Here is a 22,926-nt window from a genome sequence, read left to right on the forward strand (position 1 = left end):
AGAATATAGAGCACGAGTACAAAAAGAGTTAAAAAACTAAAGTAAAAAGTTTCTTTGAGACTCATCCCTTTTATAAAAAATAAAAAGCTAAAGAAAGCCGTTTGAACTAAAAGTGTGATGACTAAGAGAGGCAAATAATCCTGGACGAAACGCTTTAAAGCAGGGCTATTTCTTTTCATATTCTGCCTTATACCCCATGCCACGGACAGTCACAACTTTAACGTCTGAGCCAACTTCCTGCAATTTTTTTCTCACTCTATTAACGGTAACATTTAACGTGTTTTCTTCCACAAAGATTTCATTATCCCATATTTGTGATAAGATTTTTTCACGACTGACGATATTAGGAAAATTTTCAAATAACACTTTGATAAGAATCGATTCATTTTTAGATAAATTCACTTGATTGTCGTTACAATGTAAGCTAAAACGGTCAGGATTAAAAGTACAATCACCACAAGTGATATTCGATTGATTACTCGCATAGTCACCATAGACTCTTCTAATTTGAGAATTGATTTTGGCTAATAGCAAGTCATATGAGAATGGCTTGGTTACATAGTCATCGCCACCACTCATAATGGCTCTAACTTGATCAGTGTCGTCAGATCGAGCAGATAAAAATAAAATCGGTACAGTCGTATATTTTCTTATTTCTTGTGCCCAGTAAAAGCCATCGTAAAAAGGAATGTTGACATCCATTAATATCAAATCAGGTTGATGGGCTTTAACGGCTAGGTCTATCGTTTTAAAATCTTCACAAAGGATAGCTTCATAATTATATTTTACTAAATGTGTCTGAACTAATTTTGATAGGACGGGGTCATCTTCTATAATAAAAATTTTATAATTCATTCAAATCCTCCAATGAAATACTACGTTATTCATTTAATTATAAAATTAAAAAGGGAAATTTTACAAATATGATGAGTAGAAAGTATATAATATAAATGTATCTTTATCCAGTCAATAATTGCCATTTTATCATTGAAAATTTGTTCTTAGATTAGTTATAACGATATTTTATACACGTCCCTTTAGGATGATGAGGGAAGACTGACCGCACGATTGTTAACCGTATTTTCAACTTTTGTCACAACATCAATATGAATTTAAACGCTATTTTGCCCTGTGTTTGACGTAGATAAAGATATAATCACTTTCACAAGTGAATTGTGAATCGGACACATCATAAAAAGAAAGAAGTGTGTATAATGAAAAAAATTGATTTACATGCGCATTATTTTTCACCGGGTTTTATAAAGTTTTTAGATGATTATTTTGATGGCAAAGGTGCTGGTGTTGCGACACCTTATTTTTCCATCGAAAACTATTTGGCATTGATGAAGAAGATGACTATTGATTATGGTATTTTATCTATTTCAGGGCCACATCAAAGTGTGGCGCCAGATCATGAGATGTTGGATTTAACAGAAGAAATGAATGCATATGGGGCCCAACTCGTATCTCAATATCCTGATAAAATAGGCTTTTTTGCTTCGCTTCCTTTACCTTTAGAAGAAAGTATTCAAATGATTGATCGCGCGCTAGATGAGCAACATGCGAAAGATTTTCTCTTACCGACAAATGCACGTGGCATTTATCTGGGTGATCGACGTTTAGATCGGATATTTGAAAAGTTAAACGAACGTCATGCGGTTGTTGCCATCCATCCGAATGAACCACAACCGATGAATGATGCTATTAAAGCGAAAGTGCTCACACCTTTAATGGAGTTTTTCTTTGATACTACGAGAGCGGTTGTGTTTATGAATCAAAATCGGACCTTTAGTCGTTATCCGAATATTAAATGGATTGTGCCGCATAGTGGTGCATTATTGCCAATCATTGTGCAACGCATACAAATGGGTAATGCTATCTTTCATTATGACGAGCAACCAGATGATTTTGCACAAGTCATGCAACATTTATATTTTGATTTAGCGGGGAAAGTATTACCTTATCAATTAATGACATTACTAGAAATGACAGATGAAAATAAAATTGTCTATGGCTCAGATACACCGTATACCATAGAAAAAGTAGTGACGTCGCTTGCAGATGAAATAACGACAACCTCACTATTATCTGACGAACAGAAAGAAAAAATGCTGTATCAAAACGCAGCTACATTATTGAACATGACAGATCACCGTTAAAATTATAAAAAATGGAAATAACCAAGCAATGATTTTAAATCAGCCGACATGGACTCAATACAAACAGTAATGCAATTCTCATATTGTCTTAATAAACTTTACTTTAAATTAAAATGCGATTGCTAAGATGGCATTGTATATAACCAAAAGACAATGGGAGGTTCTTTATGAGAGGATTTAAAAGAAAGTCGCTCGTATTGAGTGCTGTGATGAGTGCAAGTATGATTGTAACAACGGTGGTACCGAGTTCTGTTGAGGCAAGCGCAAATAGCGGGGAAGCGCAACCTCAAGGGAAGAAGATTCAATTACAACATCAGAAACCTAAAGTCGCTGACGTCCCGACGAATAATCATCCGAATCGGATTATTACCAATATTAATGGAAAAACAAAATCTGAAATGGGATTTAGTTGGTATACGACGAATCAGTTCAAAGATGCTAAAGTATGGGTTTCTCAATCGAAAGATTTTAAACATGCGAAGTCTTTTAAAGCGAAGTCTAAAAAGGTGAATTCGAAATATCTTGAAAGAGATAAAGCGGGGAATATCATTTTTAAAGATATTGAAAAAGATGATGAAGGTAAGCCAGTTAAGAAAAATGGAAAACCTAAAGTGAACGGTTATTATACAGACAAAAATGTAGGGGGTCCAGCGTGGACGAGTGGGGATCAACATGGGGAAACCGATTTGATCAACACGCCTGAATATACGTATAAAGCTAAAGCGAAAAATTTAAAACCGAACACACAATATTATTATAAAGTAGGTAGCGAAAAAGGAAGTAAGAGCCCAGTGGGTACATTTAAAACAGCTGGTAACAAAGGTGATGCATTCCGTTTCGTTCAATACACGGATACCCAAAATGCATTTTGGAATGAACACGTTAGAAATGAAGCGGCATTTGGTGCGGATACATTGAAAAATGCGATAAAAACAGCTGGAAATCCTAATTTTGTTTTACATACAGGTGATTTTGTAGAAACAGCTCAAGTGGAAGATGAATGGAAAGATTTATATGAAAAATCTCGTCCATCATTTATGTCGCGACCTGTCGTTGCGGCAGCAGGGAATCACGATGAGTATGCATTGAATGAAGATGACGATAAATTGTTAGGTGCTTTTAATGACCATGTGAATGTTCCTGAAGAGAATCATGCTGTGAATGGGGGCTCATACTACTCATTTGATTATAATGGGGCACATATGGTAGTTGCGAATACAAATGACAATAAAAAGTCAAAAGATAATCCAGATGAAAAAGCAATGGGTAAAGCACAAATGAAATGGATTAAAAAGGATATTAAAAAAGCCCGACAAAATGGCGCGAAATGGATTATTTTGAATTTACACAAGCCAATGTATTCTAAATCATATCATGCACTTTCAGATAAAGATGTGAAGAAAGTGAGAGACGAATTAACAAAAACAATTGATGACTTAGATGTGGATCTTGTGTTACAAGGTCACGACCACGTGTTGTCACGGACGTACCCTTTGGAACATACGTCTACTAAAAATAGTTTTGTGAATGCGAAAAAAGAAGACGCAAAACAATTTGTAGGTCAAGACCATGTGACTTATTATGATCATCCTAAAGGTGCGGTCTATGTGTTGCCAAATACGGGCGGAACAAAAGAATATGATAGTATTTATGATCGCTCATTGGCACATATTAAAAAAGTTAGACCTGAGCTTTCATGGTTAGATCAGAAGAAATTAGATCATTACAATAGTTTATTTAAAATAGGAAAACAACCACAAAAAACAGATGCTTTTAATAATAAGCATGAAAACAATAGAGATTCTTCTAACCAAAACTTCTCTGTTTATGAAGTGAAAGGAAACCAACTCAAAGTGAAAATTTATCAATTAAGCGGTGATATAAGTAAAGGCGAACAACGTCATATTCAATTGGTAGATGAATTTGGGATTAGTAAAGACTAAGTAGAAATCTATCAGTGTTTAAATGTAGCTTGTTGCTACGTTGAGACACAGTAGATTGCCTTGGAAAAGGAGCCGAAGTCTGTATGAAAGCACGTATGAAAGTGATGTGGATTCCGTTGTGTTGTATGGTCTTGCTCATGGGTTGTAGTCATAGCCCAGTGGAATCAAAAAGTGGCGCAAAGGATAAAGCCACAACAGCAGTTCAACAAAATCAACCACAAGCGTCCAAATTTTCAGATGAAAAGAAAAAGAAAATCAAAGCGGAAGTCATTCAAAAGTTATCTAAAATGGCAAAAGAAGACGGAAGGGCAGTCTCAAATCGTTATTTCAGTACAAGTAGTATTTCAACTGGTGACTGGTATGCGATGACAGATCAAGGTGCAATTCAAATTAATGATAATGGAAAGCCGGGACGTCAGCATTTTGATTTTCATGCGGTAACCGGTGCGGTGGTTTATACTTCTAAAGATAAAACGACTGGATTTGATTCGTCCGCGTCTGACTTGTCGAATATTGAAGGTTATGGCAAGGTGGCAGATTTAAATCAACCCATCACTAAATATATTTTCACTGAAGAAGGTCAAGTTTATGAATATACCTTTAAAAATGGGAAGGACGTGACGCTTTCTTCAGGTTTTGCCCCAAAAGATCATAATGATAAAGATCCAAACTTGGCACCGAATGAACAGTTTAAGCGTACGCAAAATAAAGCATTAAGTGCGTTTTATCAACGCTGTCTTCAGAAATAATTCAATATGTTCGATTGATGAAACGGCTGGGACATCAATTCCGAAATAAATAGCGCTCAGATGATTTTAATAGAAAATCGTCTGAGTGTTATTTCGTTTATGATTAAACTTCGTCTTGTATGACTTCGCTTTGCGAGGGGACAGCCCAGCCTTCTTTATTGTTATAGAACAACAAAACTGTGCAGTCGGTGCGTGATGCGCCGACATACACAGTTTAAAAGTGCTTTATTTTAGTTTATCTGTCCCAGTATCTTGCTCTAGCGAAAGCTTCAACAATGACTTCTGGTTCATTAGAGATAAAGACACCTGAAGCATGAATATTTACTTTTGAATGACCTAGTTTTTCTGATGCTGAGCGGTCGACAATGACCGGTTTATGATGTTTGTATGTGAGTTCAACAAATTCTTCAACTTCAGGTAATAAATCTGAGTCATCTGACAACACAAAGACACTATCAAAAAGTGTTGGATGCGCAGTATCAAAGGTTTCAGTGATACCGAAGTCTTCGCTAATGTTTTTAGGTTGTTTTCCTACAAAAGCATAATTGAGTTTATTTTCAGTGAATGTTTTCGCAAAGGCTTTCAACGTTTCTTCGCTAATATCACCATTAATTAGAACAGCAACGGAATGGCCAGGTAATGGAATATCGAATTTTTCCATTGTGAGTTTACTATCTTTCACGTCTGATTGTACTTCTTCATTTTCTTCAGGAACTTCGACACCAACATTCGCAGCGACACGTTCTGCTAATGTACGGTCAACTTTATTCAATTGATTAACCGCATTTTGTTTTACCATCACTGATTTACATTTACCAATTTCAAATGAAAAACCATCTACTGTATGGTCATATTCAGGTTGCGTCAAACTATTTAAGTAAAGTTTAGCTTGGCTGTAGTAGTCTTTGAAACTTTCACTCCGTTTTTGAATTTTACGACCTTCAACTTTTTCTTGATAATGTTCATAGCCACCTTCTTCTCTAGGTGTCGTATGGGGGTCGTTATTATTCAAAGCATTTTTGTGATAAGCCGTTTGGCCAACATGAACATTCATTTGATGCATTGCATCTCTTTGATTGTTTGTGACTTCATTGACAGGGCGGTTGATAGGAATTTGGTTGAAGTTAGGACCCCCTAGTCTTGAAATTTGTGTATCGGTATATGAGAATAAACGGCCTTGTAAAAGAGGGTCGTTTGAAAAATCTATACCCGGTACAATATGTCCTGGATGGAAAGCAGCTTGTTCTGTTTCATCAAATACATTCGATACGTTTCGGTTGAGGGTCATTTTTCCGACGATTTCAACAGGAACTTGATCTTCTGGCCATATTTTAGTTGGATCAAGAATATCAAAATCAAAGTCAAATTCTTGTTCCGGTTTAATAATTTGAAGACCTAATTCCCATTCAGGGTAGTCGCCCTTTTCGATGGATTCATATAAATCTTTACGGTGAAAGTCGATATCTTTCCCTGATAAAATTTGAGCTTCGTCCCATACTAATGACTCTAAACCGTGTGTAGGTTTCCAGTGGAATTTTACAAAATAAGATTGGCCTTCACGATTGACTAAACGGAAAGTGTGCACACCGAATCCTTCAATTTGTCTAAAGTTTTTAGGGATACCACGGTCACTCATTGCCCAAACTGCTGTATGTGTTGATTCAGGATTTTGAGCGAAGAAGTCCCAAAATGTATCATGTGCGGAACCACCTTGAGGAACTTCGTTGTGGGGTTCAGGTTTTACCGCATGGATTAAGTCTGGGAATTTAATTGCATCTTGAATGAAGAAGACAGGGATGTCGTTCCCTACGAGGTCGAAAATACCTTCGTCCGTATAAAATTTTGTTGCGAAACCACGAACGTCTCTGACAGTGTCAGGTGAACCTTTCGAACCTTGAACAGTTGAAAATCTGACAAACACCGGTGTTGTTTTTTCAGGATGAGTTAAAAAGTCTGCAGAAGTGTACTCAGATAAGTCTTTATAGACTTTGAATTCACCGTGAGCACCAAAACCACGGGCGTGGACAATTCTTTCTGGAATACGCTCATGATCAAAATGCATTATTTTTTCTCTAAAATGGAAGTCTTCAAGTAAGCTTGGACCACGTTCCCCCACGGTTAACGTGTTTTCATCCTCGCTTATTTTGACACCATTATTGGTCGTCATGGCTTTTCCTTCATTGTGCTTTTCTACATGTTTTAGTTGATCTGTCTTTTTGTTTTCCATTTCAACTCTCCTCACATATTAAAAATACGTACACTAACCCTCTTTTCCATTTTTAGTGAAATTTGAAACATTTTATCCGAATAAAAACGGCTCACATAAAAGATTGTATGCGAACGATTTTAAGCGAGTAGAAAAGATTGAACATAAAAAAGGAATGAAACGAAGAAATCAATTCGATTTCTCGTCTCACTCCCATTCAATGAAGTAATGAACACGAGGTGGTCAGTTAGGGCGATTAAAATTTTTTCACGGTTAGTAATAGATAAATGAAAAACGGTGCGCCGAAGCTTGCGATGAAGACACCTGCTGGTATTTCTTTCGGTAAAAAGAGTGTTCGACCGACAAAATCTGCGACCAATATTGAGATAGCACCAATCAGTGCAGACATCAGTACTTGTTTAAACGTACTTTGTTTAATGAGTGTTTTAGCAATGTGTGGCGCAATCAAACCCACAAAGCCAATGTTACCAACAAAACTGATTGCAACAGAAACAAGGACGGTAGAGATGATAATTTGGATAAGGCGTGTTTGGGTTAAGTTAAGGCCTAAGCCAATGCCAATAGCGTCGTCTAATGCTGCAACTTTCATTCTTGGAATAATGAGCGCTAGCAATGGCACCATACATAATAGAACAATCAATAATATCGTAGCGTCTTGGAAAGTCCCACCGTAGAGACTCCCAACTAACCACGTATAGGCTTTAGATGCTGACAATTGTTTGGCTGTGAGCATTAAACCTTGTACGAGCGCAATAAAGAGTGTTTGAAGCGCAATCCCAATAATAATCAATGTGGAAGGGCGAATCGTACGCTTAATCTGAAAAGACAATAATATGAACATCGCAATGGCACCGCCACTGACCGCAAATACGGGTAACCAGTGAATGCTTAAACTACTGAAAAAGGTAATAAAAAACACAGCGCTTAAGCTGGCGCCCCCTGTGACACCTATAATGTCAGGAGAGGCGATGGGGTTTTTCAAGACATTTTGTAGTAATAAACCACTGATACCAAATGCAGTTCCGGCTAAAATCGCTAATGTAATACGAGGTAACCGAAGCACTTCTAGTGTAAATTGGTTAGCACTTTCTGATGGATGAATCAAATATGCGATGACCTCTGATAACGGAATATATGTCGGTCCAATCATCATACTTAAAAGTACAAGAACGATCAGCGCAACGGTAATGCCAATCAGACGAAAGGTTTCTTTCAGTTTTAATGTTGGATTCATAGGCGATAGATTCCTTTCCGCATAAGATAAATCAATACACTTGCGCCAATGACGGCTGTGACAACACCGACCGGCAGTTCTAATGGGCGAATAATCATTCTCGCAACAATATCAGAAATGATCATTAAACAAGCCCCGACAATAGCCGAGTGAGGGATCAAATATTTATAGTTTGGTGGTAATAGCGCTTTACTAATATTTGGGACAATCAATCCGATAAATGCGATAGAACCCGCTAAGGCGACAGATAGGCCAGCAAGGGAACTGATTAAAAGTATCAATAGCCACTTTGTCGCTTTTATATTTTGACCTAATCCAGTCGCAATCTCATCACTTGTCATCAAGATATTAATGCGTGAAGACATACAATAAGCAATACATATGAGAACGATAAGGAAGGGGATGATCCATTTAATCTCCCAAATATTACGCAGTGAAACGGAACCTGCAAGCCAAAATAGAAAGCCTTGTAAATTGGTTTCACTCATAATTAATATGCCTTGTGTAAAGGCGGTAAAAAGCATTGCGATAGAGGCACCTGCTAAAATCACACGTTGTGGTGAAAATTGTGTTTGTCGAAACATTCCTAGAGCAACGACTAGAAACGTGACGAGCATTGCGCCAATAAATGCAATGACAATTAATGCTTCAAATGAGCTCACTTGAATAAAAGTAATACTAAATACGATAAAAAAAACGGCACCTGCATTGACACCAAAAAGTCCTGGAGATGCAACCGGATTTCGTGTGAGGACTTGCATTAAAAGTCCTGAGACGGATAAAGCTGCGCCTGTCAGTAGTGCAATGAGTGTGCGAGAGGCACGAGCGCCTGTAATCAGTGTATGTATATCGTTGTTTCTGTCAAAGTGGAAGAACGCCTGTATCAACTGTGATAGTGATACAAGCGTATTCCCAAGCATTAAACTCAGCACGGTTACAACGATAAGACATAAACCTGCAATCAAAAGATGTTGCGGAGGTTTAAGTGACATAGTGTAACTCCTTATTTCATGACATTATTTTTTAATGTCTAATTTTTCGTATAAGTCATCGATTAATTTTAATGATGATTGATAACCACCTGCTAAATTCCAAGTGATTTCATCGACGTTTTTAGCAACGTGTCCTTTTTTAACAGCGTCTAGGTTTTTCCATTCATTGCTTGAAGTCCACTCGTCTTCTGTTTGTTTAACGAGTTTAGCATCTTTTGCAGTAGGATCAGATTTGAAAACGAAAATTTGATCTGCATCCATCAAAGGAATACTCTCTTTAGATGTTAATTGAATAATGTCTTTTCCTTTATCCACTTCTTTTTGTTGTGCTTCTGGGCGTTTGAAACCTAAGTCGTGTAAAATGTCACCTGCATAACCACTTGCATAAATACGCGTATGGTCAGCACGGAAGTTCACAACTGAAGCAGAAAGTGGCCATTTGTCACCATATTTCGCTTCTGCATCTTTCTTAAACTTCGCTACTTTATCATCATATTTTTTCAATAATGCATCTGCTTCTTTTTCTTTACCTAAAGCTTTACCCATCATTTCTGTCGTGTCTTTAAATTTATAAACAGTGTCTTGAGAAATTGTAGGGGCCATTTTTGAAAGTTGGTCGTAAACTTTTTCATTACGCACTTTTGAAGCAACAATCAAATCAGGTTTTAACTTTGCAATTTCTTCTAAATTCGGTGCAGGCTCTTGACCTACAATCTTTGTATTTTTTAAATCATCTTTCAAATAATCATATTTAGGTTGTTGTGCCCATGATTCTACAGCACCAACGGGTTTAACACCTAAAGCAACGGCAACATCAGTTGCACCTTGGTATAACGTAACGACTCTCTTAGGCTCACCTTTTATTTCAGTTGTACCTAAAGCGTGTTTAATTGTAACCGCATCGTTCTCTTTTTTCTCTGTCTCTTTTTGAGAATCATTGCCACATGCGGCTAATACAAGAATGAAAGCAAGCGCCATCATCAAGATCTTAAATGTATTCTTCATGAGTTGTCGGAATCCTCCTCCTATATTATGACAATGAGAATCATTATCAATTGTATTATGGATGAAAGTTACCTTTAAGTCAATACAATTTTTTAAAAAAAAGAAAATATATAAATGTTTGACATGAATATTTTGAGAAAATATAATACAGCCTATCGATAATGATAATCATTATCAATTGAATTACACAATATAATTTTAGGAGGAATGTTTTTGTTTAATAAAGCTGAACCGCACCAAGATACATTGCTGTCTTGTATCGGCAATACACCGATGGTACAACTTCAAAAAATGTTTCCAGAACATGATGTGTTTGCCAAATTGGAGTATATGAATCCTGGTGGAAGTATGAAAGATAGACCGGCCAAATACATTATTGAACATGGATTAGAAACAGGACGCATTGATTCGTCCACACACTTAATCGAAAGCACTTCTGGAAATCTCGGCATTGCTTTAGCCATGATTGCCAAGATTAAAGGCTTAAAGTTAACGTGTGTCGTTGATCCTAAAATTTCACCCATTAATTTAAAAATTATCCAGAGTTATGGTGCAAATATAGATATGGTTGATGAACCAGATGAACACGGCGGTTATTTAATCACGCGTATTAAGAGAGTGAAGGCGCTGTTGCAACAAGATGACAATGCCTACTGGATCAATCAATATGCGAATGAATTGAATTGGAAAGCACACTATCATGGGGCAGGCAGTGAAATCGTTGCCGCTATGGATAGACCCATAGATTACTTTGTGGCGCCTGTCAGTACGACGGGAAGCATTATGGGGATGAGTCGAAAAATTAAAGCGCATCATCCGAATGCGCAAATTATCGCTGTCGATGCGAAAGGTTCTGTTATTTTTGGTGACACCCCATGTCATCGAGAGCTACCGGGTATCGGTGCTAGTCGTGTGCCTGAAATTCTTAATCACGCAGAGATTGATGATGTCATTCATGTGGATGATTATGATTCAGCGCTCGGATGCCAGCAGTTAGTCAATGAAGAAGGTATTTTTGCAGGAGGCTCGACAGGTTCAGTCGTTTCTGCGATTGCACAGCTGACGCAACGTATAGAACCGCGCAAAACAATTGTGACGATTTTTCCAGATAGAGGCGATCGTTATTCAGATTTAGTTTATTCAGAACAATGGTTAGAACAATTAAAACATAAAAAGGAGCACATCACGCATGAATAACGAATTATTATATTTAAATCGTACAGATATCCAAAACTTAGGAGGCGATCACTCACAAATCTATGTTGATGCATTGACAGAAGCACTCACTGCGCATGCTCATGAAGATTTTGTCCAGCCTTTAAAGCCTTACTTAAGACAAAATACAGAGAACGGTCATATCGCTGACCGTATTATCGCGATGCCAAGTCATATTGGCGGCGACCTTTCAATTTCTGGAATTAAATGGATTGGTAGTAAGCATGACAATCCGTCAAAACGTCAAAAAGAACGTGCAAGTGCGGTTATTATTCTTAATGACCCTGAAACGAACTATCCTATCGCAGTGATGGAAGCAAGTTTGATTAGTAGTATGCGTACGGCTGCTGTTTCCGCTATTGCTGCAAAATATTTAGCTAAACCTGGTTTCAAAGATTTAACAATTATTGGATGTGGCTTAATTGGAGATAAGCAGCTTCAAACAATGCTTGAACAATTTGACAGTATTCGCAATGTATACATATATGATCATTTTGATAAAGCAGCGATTCAATTTATTGAAAAATGGGAAGCATTGCGTCCGGATATTACATTTATTAAAGCTGAAACAGCAAAAGAAGCAGTCGTGCAAGGTGAAGTGATTATTCCATGTACAGTGACGGATCAACCTTACATTGAATATGAATGGCTTCAAAAAGGTGCATTTATTAGTAATATTTCGATCATGGATGTTCAAAAAGACGTATTTGTTAAAGCTGATAAAGTCGTTGTCGATGACTGGTCACAATGTAATCGCGAGAAGAAAACAATCAATCAACTCGTGTTAGAAGGTAAATTTAGCAAAGAGAAACTTCATGCTGAATTAGGACAGCTTGTGACAGGTGAAGTTGTAGGAAGAGAGAATGATGAAGAAATCATTTTATTAAATCCAATGGGTATGGCGATTGAAGATATTGCAAGTGCGTATTTCATTTATCGAGAAGCGAAAGCACAAAATGTTGGAACATCATTGAGTTTATATTAAGGGGTGTTCACTCATGAATGTGCAAAAAATACGAAATAATGAAGCGCTAGCGCAACAAACGATTTTAAAGGATTTGGTAGATGCGCTTTTATTCGAAGATATCGGTGGATTAGCGTCTAAGAGTGAGGTTGTGACGCATGGCAACCAATTGTTTATACATTATGGCACAACAGAAAGATACTTAAGCATTCCTGTTTATATGAGTGGGTTAAATCTGTTTCGTTATGCGCCGGGTGCTGTCCTTCTCTGTCAGCATGGCCAAGAAAAAACATTGCATGCTGTTGAATTATGGGATCAAATCGTCGAAATGAATCCATCAGAAGCAAAAGCGTGGGAATGGCGACGTTTTAGACAAGGATTACAAGATGCCGTACAGCAATTAACAGGACAACTGAAGGGCATGAACTTGTCTGACCATCCGTTTATTAGAGCCGAGCAATTAGCGAGTTTTAAAGATCGCCCATTTCATCCTGTGGCGAAAGAAAAACGTGGATTTCGCGTAAGTGACTATGAAAAGTATCAGTCAGAATTTCATCAACCGATTGCACTGAATACGGTAGCAGTTCATAAGGACTTCGTATTAAATGGTCAAAAAGCAGATGCCCAACGTTATCAGGATTATTTTGGTGCAACGCTAGACCCATGCAAAGCAGAACTTCAAGAGAGCGGTCTATTAGAGACAGCGTATATAATCTTTCCAGTTCATCCATGGCAGTATGAACATGTGCTTCCTGTTGAATTCGAAGCTGAAATAGAAGCACAACAAGTGGTGCGCTTAAAGCATACGTTTGGACGTTATTTATCCTCTTCTTCTATGAGAACGCTCATTAATCTGGAACAACCGTTTGAACATTTGAAAGTGCCACTATCCATTCAATCTTTAGGTGCACTTCGATTAACACCGACACGTTATATGAAAAATGGCGAAGTGGCTGAACAATTATTACACACGTTGATTCAACAAGATGACCGACTTAAAGGTCATGTATGGCCATGTGATGAGACGGCATGGTGGTCTTATTTATCGTCAGACGGTGATATTTTCAAAGATCAGTTAGGACATTTGACGATGCAATTCAGACAATATCCTGAAGCGATTAAAAATGATGTCGGGCAACAGTTGATTTCAATGGCAGCGCTTGCTGCACACGATGATTCACTGTACCGCATGATTTTAAGGCAGCCGCATGGGTCACTCACACAGGCACAAATCATGGATCTATTTGAAGCGATTACATCGTCATTTTTAGAGATGACATGTTCATTTATGAAGTCGGGTGCCTTACCTGAACTTCATGGACAAAATGTACTCATTGCATTTAAAGATGGCAAAGTTTCAAGTTTCGTTTTACGTGATCACGATACGGTACGAATCTATCCGGAATGGTTAAAACAGCAGCACATTGAGGTTCCTCAGTATACCGTACGTAAAGATACACCGAATACACTCATCAATGAAACGTTAGAAGATTTCTTTGCTTATTTCCAAACGTTAGCGGTAAGTGTTAATTTGTACGCCATTATTGATGCATTAGTCCAAGTCTTTGATATTGCAGAACATGACTTAATGACTATTTTACGCAATCAATTAACATATTGGGTTTCAACAATTGAATGGTTGCCTGAAGATAAAGAGAAAGTCGAAGCTATTTTACTTGAGCAACAGACATGGCCATTTAAACGCATTATATTGCCATTGTTATTGCAAAAAGAATCGGGTGGAGGGAGTATGCCTTCCAGTTTAGGTCGTGTGCCCAATCCTATGATGAAACATGAATAGTGAAAAAATTTGGAACACCAATTTTAGAATGCTGTGGGTAAGCCAGTTTATTTCCATAGCAGGGTTAACGGTATTAGTGCCTTTATTACCTATTTATATGGCGTCACTGCAAGATTTGAGTGTCGTAGAGATTCAGTTTTGGAGCGGTATTGCCATTGCTGCACCGGCCATTACAACAATGATTTCCTCCCCTTTATGGGGCAAGCTCGGTGACAAAATCAGTCGAAAATGGATGGTTTTACGTGCGCTTTTCGGTTTAGGCATTTGCTTATTATTAATGGGGTTCTGTCAAACGCCCTTACAATTTGTCATTGTGAGATTGTTACAAGGTATTTTTGGTGGTGTCGTTGATGCATCTAGCGCCTTCGCAAGTAGTGAAGCACCACCGGAGAAGCGGGGTGCCGTGTTAGGCAAACTGCAAAGCTCTGTCAGTGCGGGATCACTGATAGGGCCCCTCATCGGGGGTGTGCTTGCGACGCTACTCGGATTCCAAGTGTTATTAATAGGTATTGCCATATTCACTTTTGTTATTTGTGTATTAGGTGTCTTCTTACTCAAAGAAACAGCACACATCGCTATTACTTCATCGCAAAAGGTTCAGACGAGTGTACGCCGTTCTATTCAATGTTTATTGTCATCCAAAGTAACGAGTCGTTTCATCGTTGTAGGCATTTTGGCAAACTTTGCCATGTACGGCATGTTGACGGCATTAGCACCTTTAACATCAGAAGTGAATCAAACAGCTGTCGATCATCGCGCCGTTGTCGGTTTCTTGCAATCTGCTTTTTGGACGGCTTCAATGATGAGTGCACCGTTATGGGGTTATTTTAATGATCGTTCCTATGTCAAAAGTGTTTATATCACTGCGAGTGTTTTATGTGGTTTGAGTGTTGTCTTACAAGGCATTTCACCAAACGTATGGATACTCGGAATTACGCGTATTTTGCAGGGACTCACATATAGCGCACTCATTCAAAGTGTGATGTTTGTCGTCGTTAATGCGAGTGATCAACGTTTGAAAGGGACTTTTGTAGGTTCGACGAATAGTTTGCTCGTGTTAGGGCAGGTGTTAGGTAGTTTAGGTGGCGCCGCGATTACAAGTTATACGCAACCAAGTATGACCTTTATTGTCATGGGCTGTGTCTTTATCATGAGCAGTTTAGTTTTATGTTCATCACATATTAAAAATCAGAAAGTCGATTTGACTTTAATGAAACTATGGGAGGCAAAGGAAAAACGTGCAAAAGCATAATACAAAGAACATCGCAACGCATGCTGCATTAGAAAGAATATTGAATGTCTATTTTCGAGAAAATGGACAGTATCGGGAGTCTGACCCTTCTCATCAATGGACAATTCAACTGAATGAGGCAGGTAAATTGATGGGCCAATTCAGTTACTGGTCACCGATGGGCCATCATATGTATGAAAATCACATCACGTTACACGATGGTGACACAGTATCGCAACTGACGCCAGTCGAAGGAATCCAGCTTATTTTAGAAAAAATGGTGGATGAGACGGATGAAGACCAAAGTGAAATCAAACAGCGTTTGGAAGCAGTGCAGACTGATATTGATAATAGTATTGAACGCACAGCTTGCTATTTAGCCTTTCGTGAGTCTCAACATCATGAAACGCGTTACATTCAATCAGAACAGTCGCTCTATTTAGGTCATCCTTTTCATCCTACGCCTAAGAGCGCAACAGGATTTTCACAAGGAGACATTCAATCCTATGCGCCAGAGTGTCATGTGTCATTCCAATTGTTTTATATTGCAGTCCATCAATCATTGCTCCTTGAACGTTATGTGACAGGACATCAGTCAGGGGTGGATACGAAATTACATCAGTTGTCTAAAATCCCTAAATCAGACATTGGCAAAGACTTCAAATTACTTGCTGTGCACCCTTTCCAAATTGATATTTTGAAACAAAATGGACTGTTCAAAGTATGGTGTGCAAAAGGGTTAGTCCGTGTTTATGGACCATGTGGTGATGAAGTTTACCCGACTTCCTCTGTGCGCACAGTTTTTGCGAAACATTTGAACTTTTATTTGAAGCTACCGATTCAAGTGAAAATTACTAATTTTGTAAGAACCAATGACTTCGAACAAATTGAACGGACATTAGATGCCGCAGAAATCATCGCAACAGTTAAACGCTCTTACGAAACTGCAGCCTTTAAGCTGATGTTTGAAGAAGGTTATCGCGCTTTTAAAGCAGATTCGCAAGCCGACAGTCATCTTTTAGAAAATAGCGCCATGATTGTAAGAGAAGGTATTGAAAGTTATCAAACTGAACAAGATATTCACGTACTTGCGAGTTTAGTCGAAACGTTACCAGATAATGCGACATCGCTATTAAGTCAGCGTATTGAACAGAGTGGACTTACGAGTGAAGCATGGCTTGCTGATTACTTAAATATGACGTTACGACCCATGTTGAAACTGTTTTCAGAGACAGGGATTAGTTTAGAAGCGCATGTTCAAAATACACTGATTGCATTAAAACAGGGTCGTCCACATACGTGTTATGTCAGAGACTTAGAAGGTATTTGTGTATCACGTGAACTTGCACAACAAGCGAATATTATTCCTAATATCGTTCGCGAAGAGAGTCCAGTAGTCTTGTCGCATCAAGAAGCGTGGCATCGCTTTAAATATTATATTATTGTCAATCAGCTTGGACATCTCATTTCAACGATTGGAAAAGCATACCATAATGAATCACAACTTTGGTCTGTAGTACGCGAACAGTTCATCCAGTGGCAAGCGAGTGGCAATGAAGTGATGCAAGCGTCTATTCAAGATTTATGTGACACACCATTTTTTGAAGCGAAAGCGAACTTAACAAGTAAATTGAAAGATTGTGGCGAAAATCCAATTTACATCGAAATACCGAATCCGATTTTTATAGAAAAGGAGGATCACCTCGTTGGATAGTATCGTACAAAAAGTAAGAACACGCATTATGAATCAACTGATAACGTCATTAATTTATGAAGATGTCGTACAGTATGACGTTGTATCGTTTAAAGACTACAATCGTTACACACTTAAAGGAACGGATGTCAGCTATCAAGTTGATATTCAAGCTTCATTGAGCTTTGGACGCTTAACGGTTGTTTCTCCTGTATGGTTGCGTGATGCAGACGGTCAAACGGAAACACTAGATTATGTAACGCTGTTAAGAACAGTTGATTTTACATTCGAAAAAGATGAAGCAAAATTAGAACACTTTATCATTGAATTGCTACAAACCGAGCTTAAAGACATCCAAGCTTGGCGCTATCGCATGGCACATCCCGTTGAAAAGCTTGTCACTTATGATGATTATGAAGCTTATGCGATGGACGGACATATGTATCATCCGAGCTATAAATCACGTTTAGGTTTTAGCTTAGAAGATAACGAGACCTATGGCCCAGATTTTCGACCTACATTCCAACTGCATTGGGTGGCTGTAGATAAACATAATATAGAAGAAACTGTTTCACAGTCGATAGAAGTGAGTCAGCTGTTACAAACACAACTGGGGTCCGACACTTATGCGAAATTTGTGGAAACAATTCAATCACATGGCAAAGACGTTGACGATGTTGCCATCCTACCCGTGCATCCGTGGCAGTTTGAACGTGTAATAGAAGTTGAATTTGCGGAGGCGAAATGGCAAGGCGAATTGTTGTACTTAGGAATGTCAGAAGAAAAGTACACGCCACAACAATCTATTCGCACGTTAACGCCACAACAACCGGAGCGTTACTACTTAAAAGTACCGATGAGTTTGACGAATACGTCGACAAAACGTGTTTTGGCACCGCATACGATTGAAAATGCAGCACAGATTACAGATTGGATTAAAAAAATTCAAGCGCATGATGTCTATTTAACAGAAACTTTAAAAACAGTCTTTTTAGGCGAAGTATTGGGTCAAGCCTATCTGAATAAACAGGCCACAGAGACAAAGCAAGCTCACGTATACGGCGCGCTTGGGGTGATATGGAGAGAAAATATTCACAACTACCTTGGATCAAAGGAGTCTGCGATACCATTTAATGCACTTTACGTTTTAGATGCGCAACAGCAACCGCTCATTCAAGCATGGATTGCGCAATATGGCTTAGAAGCATGGTTAGAGCAATTTTTCAAAGTTGCGATTGAGCCAATGATTCATATGCTTTATTATCACGGCATCGCTTTTGAATCACATGCGCAAAATATGATGCTCATTCATGAAGATGGATGGCCAACGCGCATTGCATTAAAAGATTTTCATGATGGCGTCCGCTTTAAACGTGCGTTACTGAGTGATATTGCACAAGATCCAAAGTTAAAAGAGATGCCAGAGTCGCATAAAAAGATTAATAGTAATTCATTTATTGAAACAGAAGATGAAGCATTAGTCAGAGACTTTTTGCATGATGCCTTTTTCTTTATCAATATCGCTGAAATCGCCCGGTTTATCAATGCCCAATATCAGCTAGAAGAACGCAAACAATGGGAGAAGATTGCACAAGTCATCAAAACGTATCAAAATCGTTTTCCAAATCTTCAAAATTATGCGCATTTTGATTTGTTTGAACCAACAATTCAAGTTGAAAAATTGACGACACGGCGTTTGAGAGATGATTCGGAAATGCGTGTCCACCACGTGAATAATCCGTTAGGAGGCGTATAAAGTGCAACGTTTATCAGTGAAGACAAGATTAGCCCAAACTGAAGCATTGTATGGCTTGTTTAATTCCATTCCTGACCCGTTAATGATTGAGATCATGGCGGCGAGTGGCTTTGACTTTGTCATTATTGATACGGAACATGTCGCGATTAATGATGAGACATTAGCGCATTTGATACGGACAGCAGAAGCAGCGCATATCATTCCAATTGTGCGTGTCACACAAGCGATTGAGCGTGACATTATTAAAGTATTAGATATGGGCGCAAGAGGTATCATTGTGCCTCATGTTAAAGATAAGCAAACCGCTGAACAAGTGGTGAAGTTGAGTCGTTATTACCCGCAAGGTATGAGAAGTTTGAATGGCGGGCGCATGGCACAATTCGGCGAGATTCCACTTGATGAGGCAATGAAGCAAGCGAATGCCCATATTATGGTCATAGTTATGATTGAAGATATCGAAGGTGTAGAAGCGATTGAAGAGATCGTACAAGTCGACGGTATCGATATGATTATCGAAGGGGCTGCCGATTTATCTCAATCTTTAGGATTGCCTTGGCAAACAACGCATCCAACAGTACGGGATTATATTACGCGTGTATTTGAAGCGACACAAGCCCACGATAAGCTGTTTTGTGCATTGCCGAGAACGCAAGCCCATATTAAAGAATGGCAACAAAAAGGCGTGAAAATGTTTGTTTTAGGTGACGACCGCGGTAAAATTTATCGTCATTTTAAACAGACTGTTGGAGAAATCAAAGAGGTGAACATAGATGGAGAAAATTAACGAGACGATTGCGACAATACAGGCGGATGCTCCGGTTTGTCATTATATTTATGATGTGGACGCTTTAGCAGCACATGTCCAAGCTTGCGTGCAGTCTTTACCTGAAAATTGTGAGATGTATTATGCAATGAAAGCGAATAGTGAAGCACCGATTTTAAGCGCGATGTCTCAATATGTCGCTGGTTTTGAAGTGGCTTCTCAAGGCGAGATTGAAAAGGCACAAGCTCACGTAGCATCCAACCATATCATTTTTGGTGGCCCTGGAAAAACAGATGCTGAATTACGTTATGCCATCCAATCTGGTGTGCGTCGGATTCATGTTGAGAGTCTCTATGAACTCCAACGACTTAATGCCATATTAGAAGAAGAAAATCGTCAACAATCTATTCTATTAAGAGCGAACTTGTCAGGACCTTTCCCAGAAGCGACATTACACATGGCTGGGCGCCCGACACAGTTTGGTATTTCAGAAGAGGAGATGGATACGGTTATCCAAAAGGCACTCGCTTTACCATATATTCATTTAGAGGGCTTTCATTTTCATTCCATCTCGAATAATTTAGATGCTGAATTACACTTGCGCGTGATGGCACTCTATTTTCAAAAAGCGAAATCTTGGGCAGAGAAACATCAGTTTGAACTCCAACACATCAACTTAGGTGGTGGCATTGGTGTCAACTATCAGGATTTAAACGCCCAATTCGATTGGTCTCATTTTGTCGCAGGGTTTAAAGCGGTTATAGAAGCTTATGAGATGCAAGATGTCACATTGAATTTTGAATGTGGCCGCTATCTGGTCGCACATATCGGTTATTATGCGACAGAAGTTTTAGATATTAAGAAGGTCCATCAAGAATGGTTTGTCATTTTAAAAGGTGGCACACAGCAGTTTCGACTTCCCGTTTCATGGCAACATAACCATCCATTTGAGGTCTATGCCTCTCCATTGGAACGTTACGCTTTTGAAAAGATGAATCTATTGAATGATGCTGCGACATTAGTCGGTCAACTGTGCACACCTAAAGATGTTTTTGCGAAACAAGTGGACATCACAGAAATCGCAACAGGAGATGTCGTCGTTTTCCAATATGCCGGCGCATATGGTTGGTCCATCTCACATCATGATTTTCTGAGTCATCCACATCCTGAATTTATATATTTATCTCAACATTAAAGGGGGGATCATATTGAAAGACTTACATGAATCACTCAAATTAATAGATGTCGATCAAATTGACATTCATGAGACGTATGAACCTTCGCGTTTAGAGAAAACAAAAGAGAGTATTGAAGCGGATCAGTTTATCCGTCATCCCATTTTAGTCGTTCCAATGAATCAAGGACGTTATATGGTGATTGATGGCGTTCATCGCTTTACAAGTTTGAAAGCATTAGGCTGTAAAGTGATTCCCGTTCAAGTGATTCATCAAGCTCAATATTCTATAGAAGCATGGTGTCACAAAGTGCCATGTGATCAACTCACGTCCATTCTAAGTGCGGAGTCTGATTTACCTTGGACTACTGAAATTCGTTATACGACACCATTTATTACCATGTGTTATGAAGATATTGAGCAATACTTATATCCTGAAGATTTGAGCACGAATAAAATGAATATTTGGGAAAAGGTCGTAGAGAGTTATAGTTCGACATGCCAAGTAGAGCGTGTTTTACAGGATGCATGTACATGTATTACACCTCAGGAAATCTTGATGAAATATCAGCCGTTACAGTTTAGTGAAATTGAAGCGATTGTCCGTAAAGGTAAAACAGTCCCTGCAGGTGTTACACGTTTTAACATTGCGGGCCGATGCTTGAATCTACAAGTCCCTTTGAAGTTGCTCAAAGAAAAATATAGTGCGTCACAACTCAAAGCGTGGCAACAGTTTTTACATGATAAAGTCACTCATATGCGTTGCTATAACGAAAAAGTTTATTTGATAGAGTCTTAATCTATATAGGTAAAGTTGACTACAGCGAGCTACAGGTCAAAAATCGAGTAAGCTGTAGGGCACTTTACATATAGAAAATAATAAAATCTGCCTTTTTTAGTTCACTCATCGTATATTTGACAAGCGAATGGATTATGATACTATCAAAAGATAGACACAATAAAACAAAACTGTCAAATGAATCGTGCGGTATCTTTTACGCTAAGTAGATACAACAGGTCATATGTCAACAAATTAGGAAAGGCAGATTGAATGATGAAAATCAAATACATACTGTTATTAGGTTTAACTACAGTCTTATTAGCAGGTTGTGACTACTCAAAAAGTGAAAACAGAACGGGCTTTTTCTATAACACTTTTGCGCAACCGATGGATCATTTATTACATTGGTTAGGTAATCATCTTAACCATAACTATGGACTTGCGATTATAATTATCGTCCTTGTTATACGTTTTGTAATGTTGCCATTTATGTTAAGCCAGACTAAAAATGGTCAGATGATGCGTAGAGTAATGGAAATTGCTAAACCAGAAATGAATGCCGTACAAGAAAAGGTTAAACGAGCACGTACACAAGAAGAAAAAATGGCCGCTAACCAAGAAATGATGGAAGTTTATAAAAAATATGAATTTAATCCGTTTAAAAGCATGTTAGGTTGTTTGCCAATTTTAATTCAAATGCCGATTTTATTTGGCTTATATGTTTCTTTAAAATGGCCATCACACGGTGGTATTACGGAGCACCCGAATTTCTTATGGTTTAATTTAACGCACCCCGATATTCTGATTACAGTTATTGCCGGTGTCCTTTACTTTTTACAATCACTTGTTAGCTTAGAGACTATGCCAAAAGAACAACGACAAATGGGTTATATGATGATGATCATCTCGCCTATTTTTATCGTTTATATCTCATTGACTTCTGCCTCAGCACTAGGTTTATATTGGTCTGTGTCAGCCTTGTTTATGATTGTTCAAATGTTTTTGGCAAACCGATATTATGGGGCCTATGCCGAACAAGAAGTTAAAAGAATTAAAGCGAAATTAGATAAAACATCAGGTAACAGTAAAAAAGGTAAAAATACACAAGTCGTTTCTAAAAAGAAAAAATAACAAATTGATGAAAGCAAAGCTTGGTAGCAGATTCAAATGTTACTAAGCTTTTTTAAATGGATTGATGTGGCGTGCTGGGCAATAAAAAATGAGGGGATGGGTACGTAA

General features: G+C 38.3%; 18 protein-coding genes. 13 read left to right on the plus strand and 5 right to left on the minus strand.

Features of this window, described 5'->3' with window-relative positions; genetic code table 11:
• Positions 1-165 precede the first annotated feature (165 nt).
• Entirely contained in the window at positions 166-855 is a 690-nt protein-coding gene (locus MUA40_RS00315) for a response regulator transcription factor (protein WP_016425791.1), read from the minus strand.
• Positions 856-1,214: 359 nt separating this feature from the next.
• On the opposite strand from MUA40_RS00315, the gene MUA40_RS00320 reads away from it, so the two are divergent.
• From MUA40_RS00320 to MUA40_RS00330, 3 genes are all read left to right on the plus strand, one after another.
• Positions 1,215-2,159 carry an amidohydrolase family protein gene (locus MUA40_RS00320; RefSeq protein WP_016425792.1) on the plus strand — a complete coding sequence of 315 codons (945 nt, stop codon included), beginning with the start codon at positions 1,215-1,217 and terminating at the stop codon, positions 2,157-2,159.
• A gap of 167 nt (positions 2,160-2,326) precedes the next feature.
• A complete protein-coding gene (locus tag MUA40_RS00325; protein ID WP_167732652.1) occupies positions 2,327-4,102 on the plus strand; it encodes a purple acid phosphatase family protein in 1,776 nt (591 codons plus the stop codon).
• Positions 4,103-4,185: 83 nt separating this feature from the next.
• Positions 4,186-4,851: a hypothetical protein gene (locus MUA40_RS00330; RefSeq protein WP_016425794.1), complete on the plus strand. Its 666-nt coding sequence runs from the start codon at positions 4,186-4,188 to the stop codon at positions 4,849-4,851.
• 235 nt (positions 4,852-5,086) lie between these two features.
• Here the strand turns inward: MUA40_RS00330 and MUA40_RS00335 are convergent, their stop codons facing one another.
• From MUA40_RS00335 to MUA40_RS00350, 4 genes are all read right to left on the minus strand, one after another.
• Positions 5,087-7,078 (minus strand): catalase, encoded by a 1,992-nt coding sequence (locus MUA40_RS00335; protein ID WP_262569664.1) that lies wholly within the window; start codon positions 7,076-7,078, stop codon positions 5,087-5,089.
• Positions 7,079-7,313: 235 nt separating this feature from the next.
• Positions 7,314-8,312 (minus strand): FecCD family ABC transporter permease, encoded by a 999-nt coding sequence (locus MUA40_RS00340; RefSeq protein WP_016425796.1) that lies wholly within the window; start codon positions 8,310-8,312, stop codon positions 7,314-7,316.
• Positions 8,309-9,304 (minus strand): FecCD family ABC transporter permease, encoded by a 996-nt coding sequence (locus MUA40_RS00345; RefSeq protein ID WP_016425797.1) that lies wholly within the window; start codon positions 9,302-9,304, stop codon positions 8,309-8,311. The genes MUA40_RS00340 and MUA40_RS00345 overlap by 4 nt, the downstream gene beginning before the upstream one ends.
• Before the next feature lie 24 nt (positions 9,305-9,328).
• Positions 9,329-10,309, minus strand: coding sequence for an ABC transporter substrate-binding protein (locus tag MUA40_RS00350; RefSeq protein ID WP_262569666.1), 981 nt, complete (start codon positions 10,307-10,309; stop codon positions 9,329-9,331).
• A gap of 207 nt (positions 10,310-10,516) precedes the next feature.
• Here MUA40_RS00350 and sbnA point away from each other — a divergent pair, with 207 nt between their 5' ends.
• The 10 genes from sbnA (at position 10,517) to yidC (ending at position 22,818) form a co-directional block, all read left to right on the plus strand.
• Positions 10,517-11,506 carry a 2,3-diaminopropionate biosynthesis protein SbnA gene (gene sbnA, locus MUA40_RS00355; RefSeq protein WP_262569668.1) on the plus strand — a complete coding sequence of 330 codons (990 nt, stop codon included), beginning with the start codon at positions 10,517-10,519 and terminating at the stop codon, positions 11,504-11,506.
• Entirely contained in the window at positions 11,499-12,509 is a 1,011-nt protein-coding gene (sbnB, locus tag MUA40_RS00360) for an N-[(2S)-2-amino-2-carboxyethyl]-L-glutamate dehydrogenase SbnB (RefSeq protein ID WP_016425800.1), read from the plus strand. Before sbnA ends, sbnB begins: the two co-directional genes overlap by 8 nt.
• Before the next feature lie 28 nt (positions 12,510-12,537).
• Positions 12,538-14,289 (plus strand): staphyloferrin B biosynthesis protein SbnC, encoded by a 1,752-nt coding sequence (gene sbnC, locus MUA40_RS00365; RefSeq protein WP_037559528.1) that lies wholly within the window; start codon positions 12,538-12,540, stop codon positions 14,287-14,289.
• Positions 14,282-15,541, plus strand: a complete 1,260-nt coding sequence (locus MUA40_RS00370) for an MFS transporter (RefSeq protein ID WP_037559400.1) — start codon at positions 14,282-14,284, stop codon at positions 15,539-15,541. The genes sbnC and MUA40_RS00370 overlap by 8 nt, the downstream gene beginning before the upstream one ends.
• Positions 15,528-17,234, plus strand: coding sequence for an IucA/IucC family protein (locus MUA40_RS00375; protein WP_167732650.1), 1,707 nt, complete (start codon positions 15,528-15,530; stop codon positions 17,232-17,234). Before MUA40_RS00370 ends, MUA40_RS00375 begins: the two co-directional genes overlap by 14 nt.
• On the plus strand, positions 17,227-18,969 hold the full coding sequence (gene sbnF, locus MUA40_RS00380; RefSeq protein WP_276552768.1) for a staphyloferrin B biosynthesis protein SbnF: 1,743 nt from the start codon (positions 17,227-17,229) through the stop codon (positions 18,967-18,969). Before MUA40_RS00375 ends, sbnF begins: the two co-directional genes overlap by 8 nt.
• Before the next feature lies 1 nt (position 18,970).
• Positions 18,971-19,753 (plus strand): HpcH/HpaI aldolase family protein, encoded by a 783-nt coding sequence (locus tag MUA40_RS00385; RefSeq protein WP_016425805.1) that lies wholly within the window; start codon positions 18,971-18,973, stop codon positions 19,751-19,753.
• A complete protein-coding gene (locus MUA40_RS00390) occupies positions 19,740-20,927 on the plus strand; it encodes a type III PLP-dependent enzyme (RefSeq protein WP_167732649.1) in 1,188 nt (395 codons plus the stop codon). Before MUA40_RS00385 ends, MUA40_RS00390 begins: the two co-directional genes overlap by 14 nt.
• A 13-nt stretch (positions 20,928-20,940) precedes the next feature.
• Complete coding sequence (gene sbnI / locus MUA40_RS00395; protein ID WP_016425807.1) at positions 20,941-21,705, plus strand: bifunctional transcriptional regulator/O-phospho-L-serine synthase SbnI; 765 nt, start codon at positions 20,941-20,943, stop codon at positions 21,703-21,705.
• Positions 21,706-21,960: 255 nt separating this feature from the next.
• Complete coding sequence (yidC, locus tag MUA40_RS00400) at positions 21,961-22,818, plus strand: membrane protein insertase YidC (protein ID WP_126495973.1); 858 nt, start codon at positions 21,961-21,963, stop codon at positions 22,816-22,818.
• Positions 22,819-22,926 lie beyond the last annotated feature (108 nt).

It is taken from the genome of Staphylococcus schleiferi, from assembly GCF_025558325.1.
Lineage (GTDB): Bacteria > Bacillota > Bacilli > Staphylococcales > Staphylococcaceae > Staphylococcus > Staphylococcus schleiferi.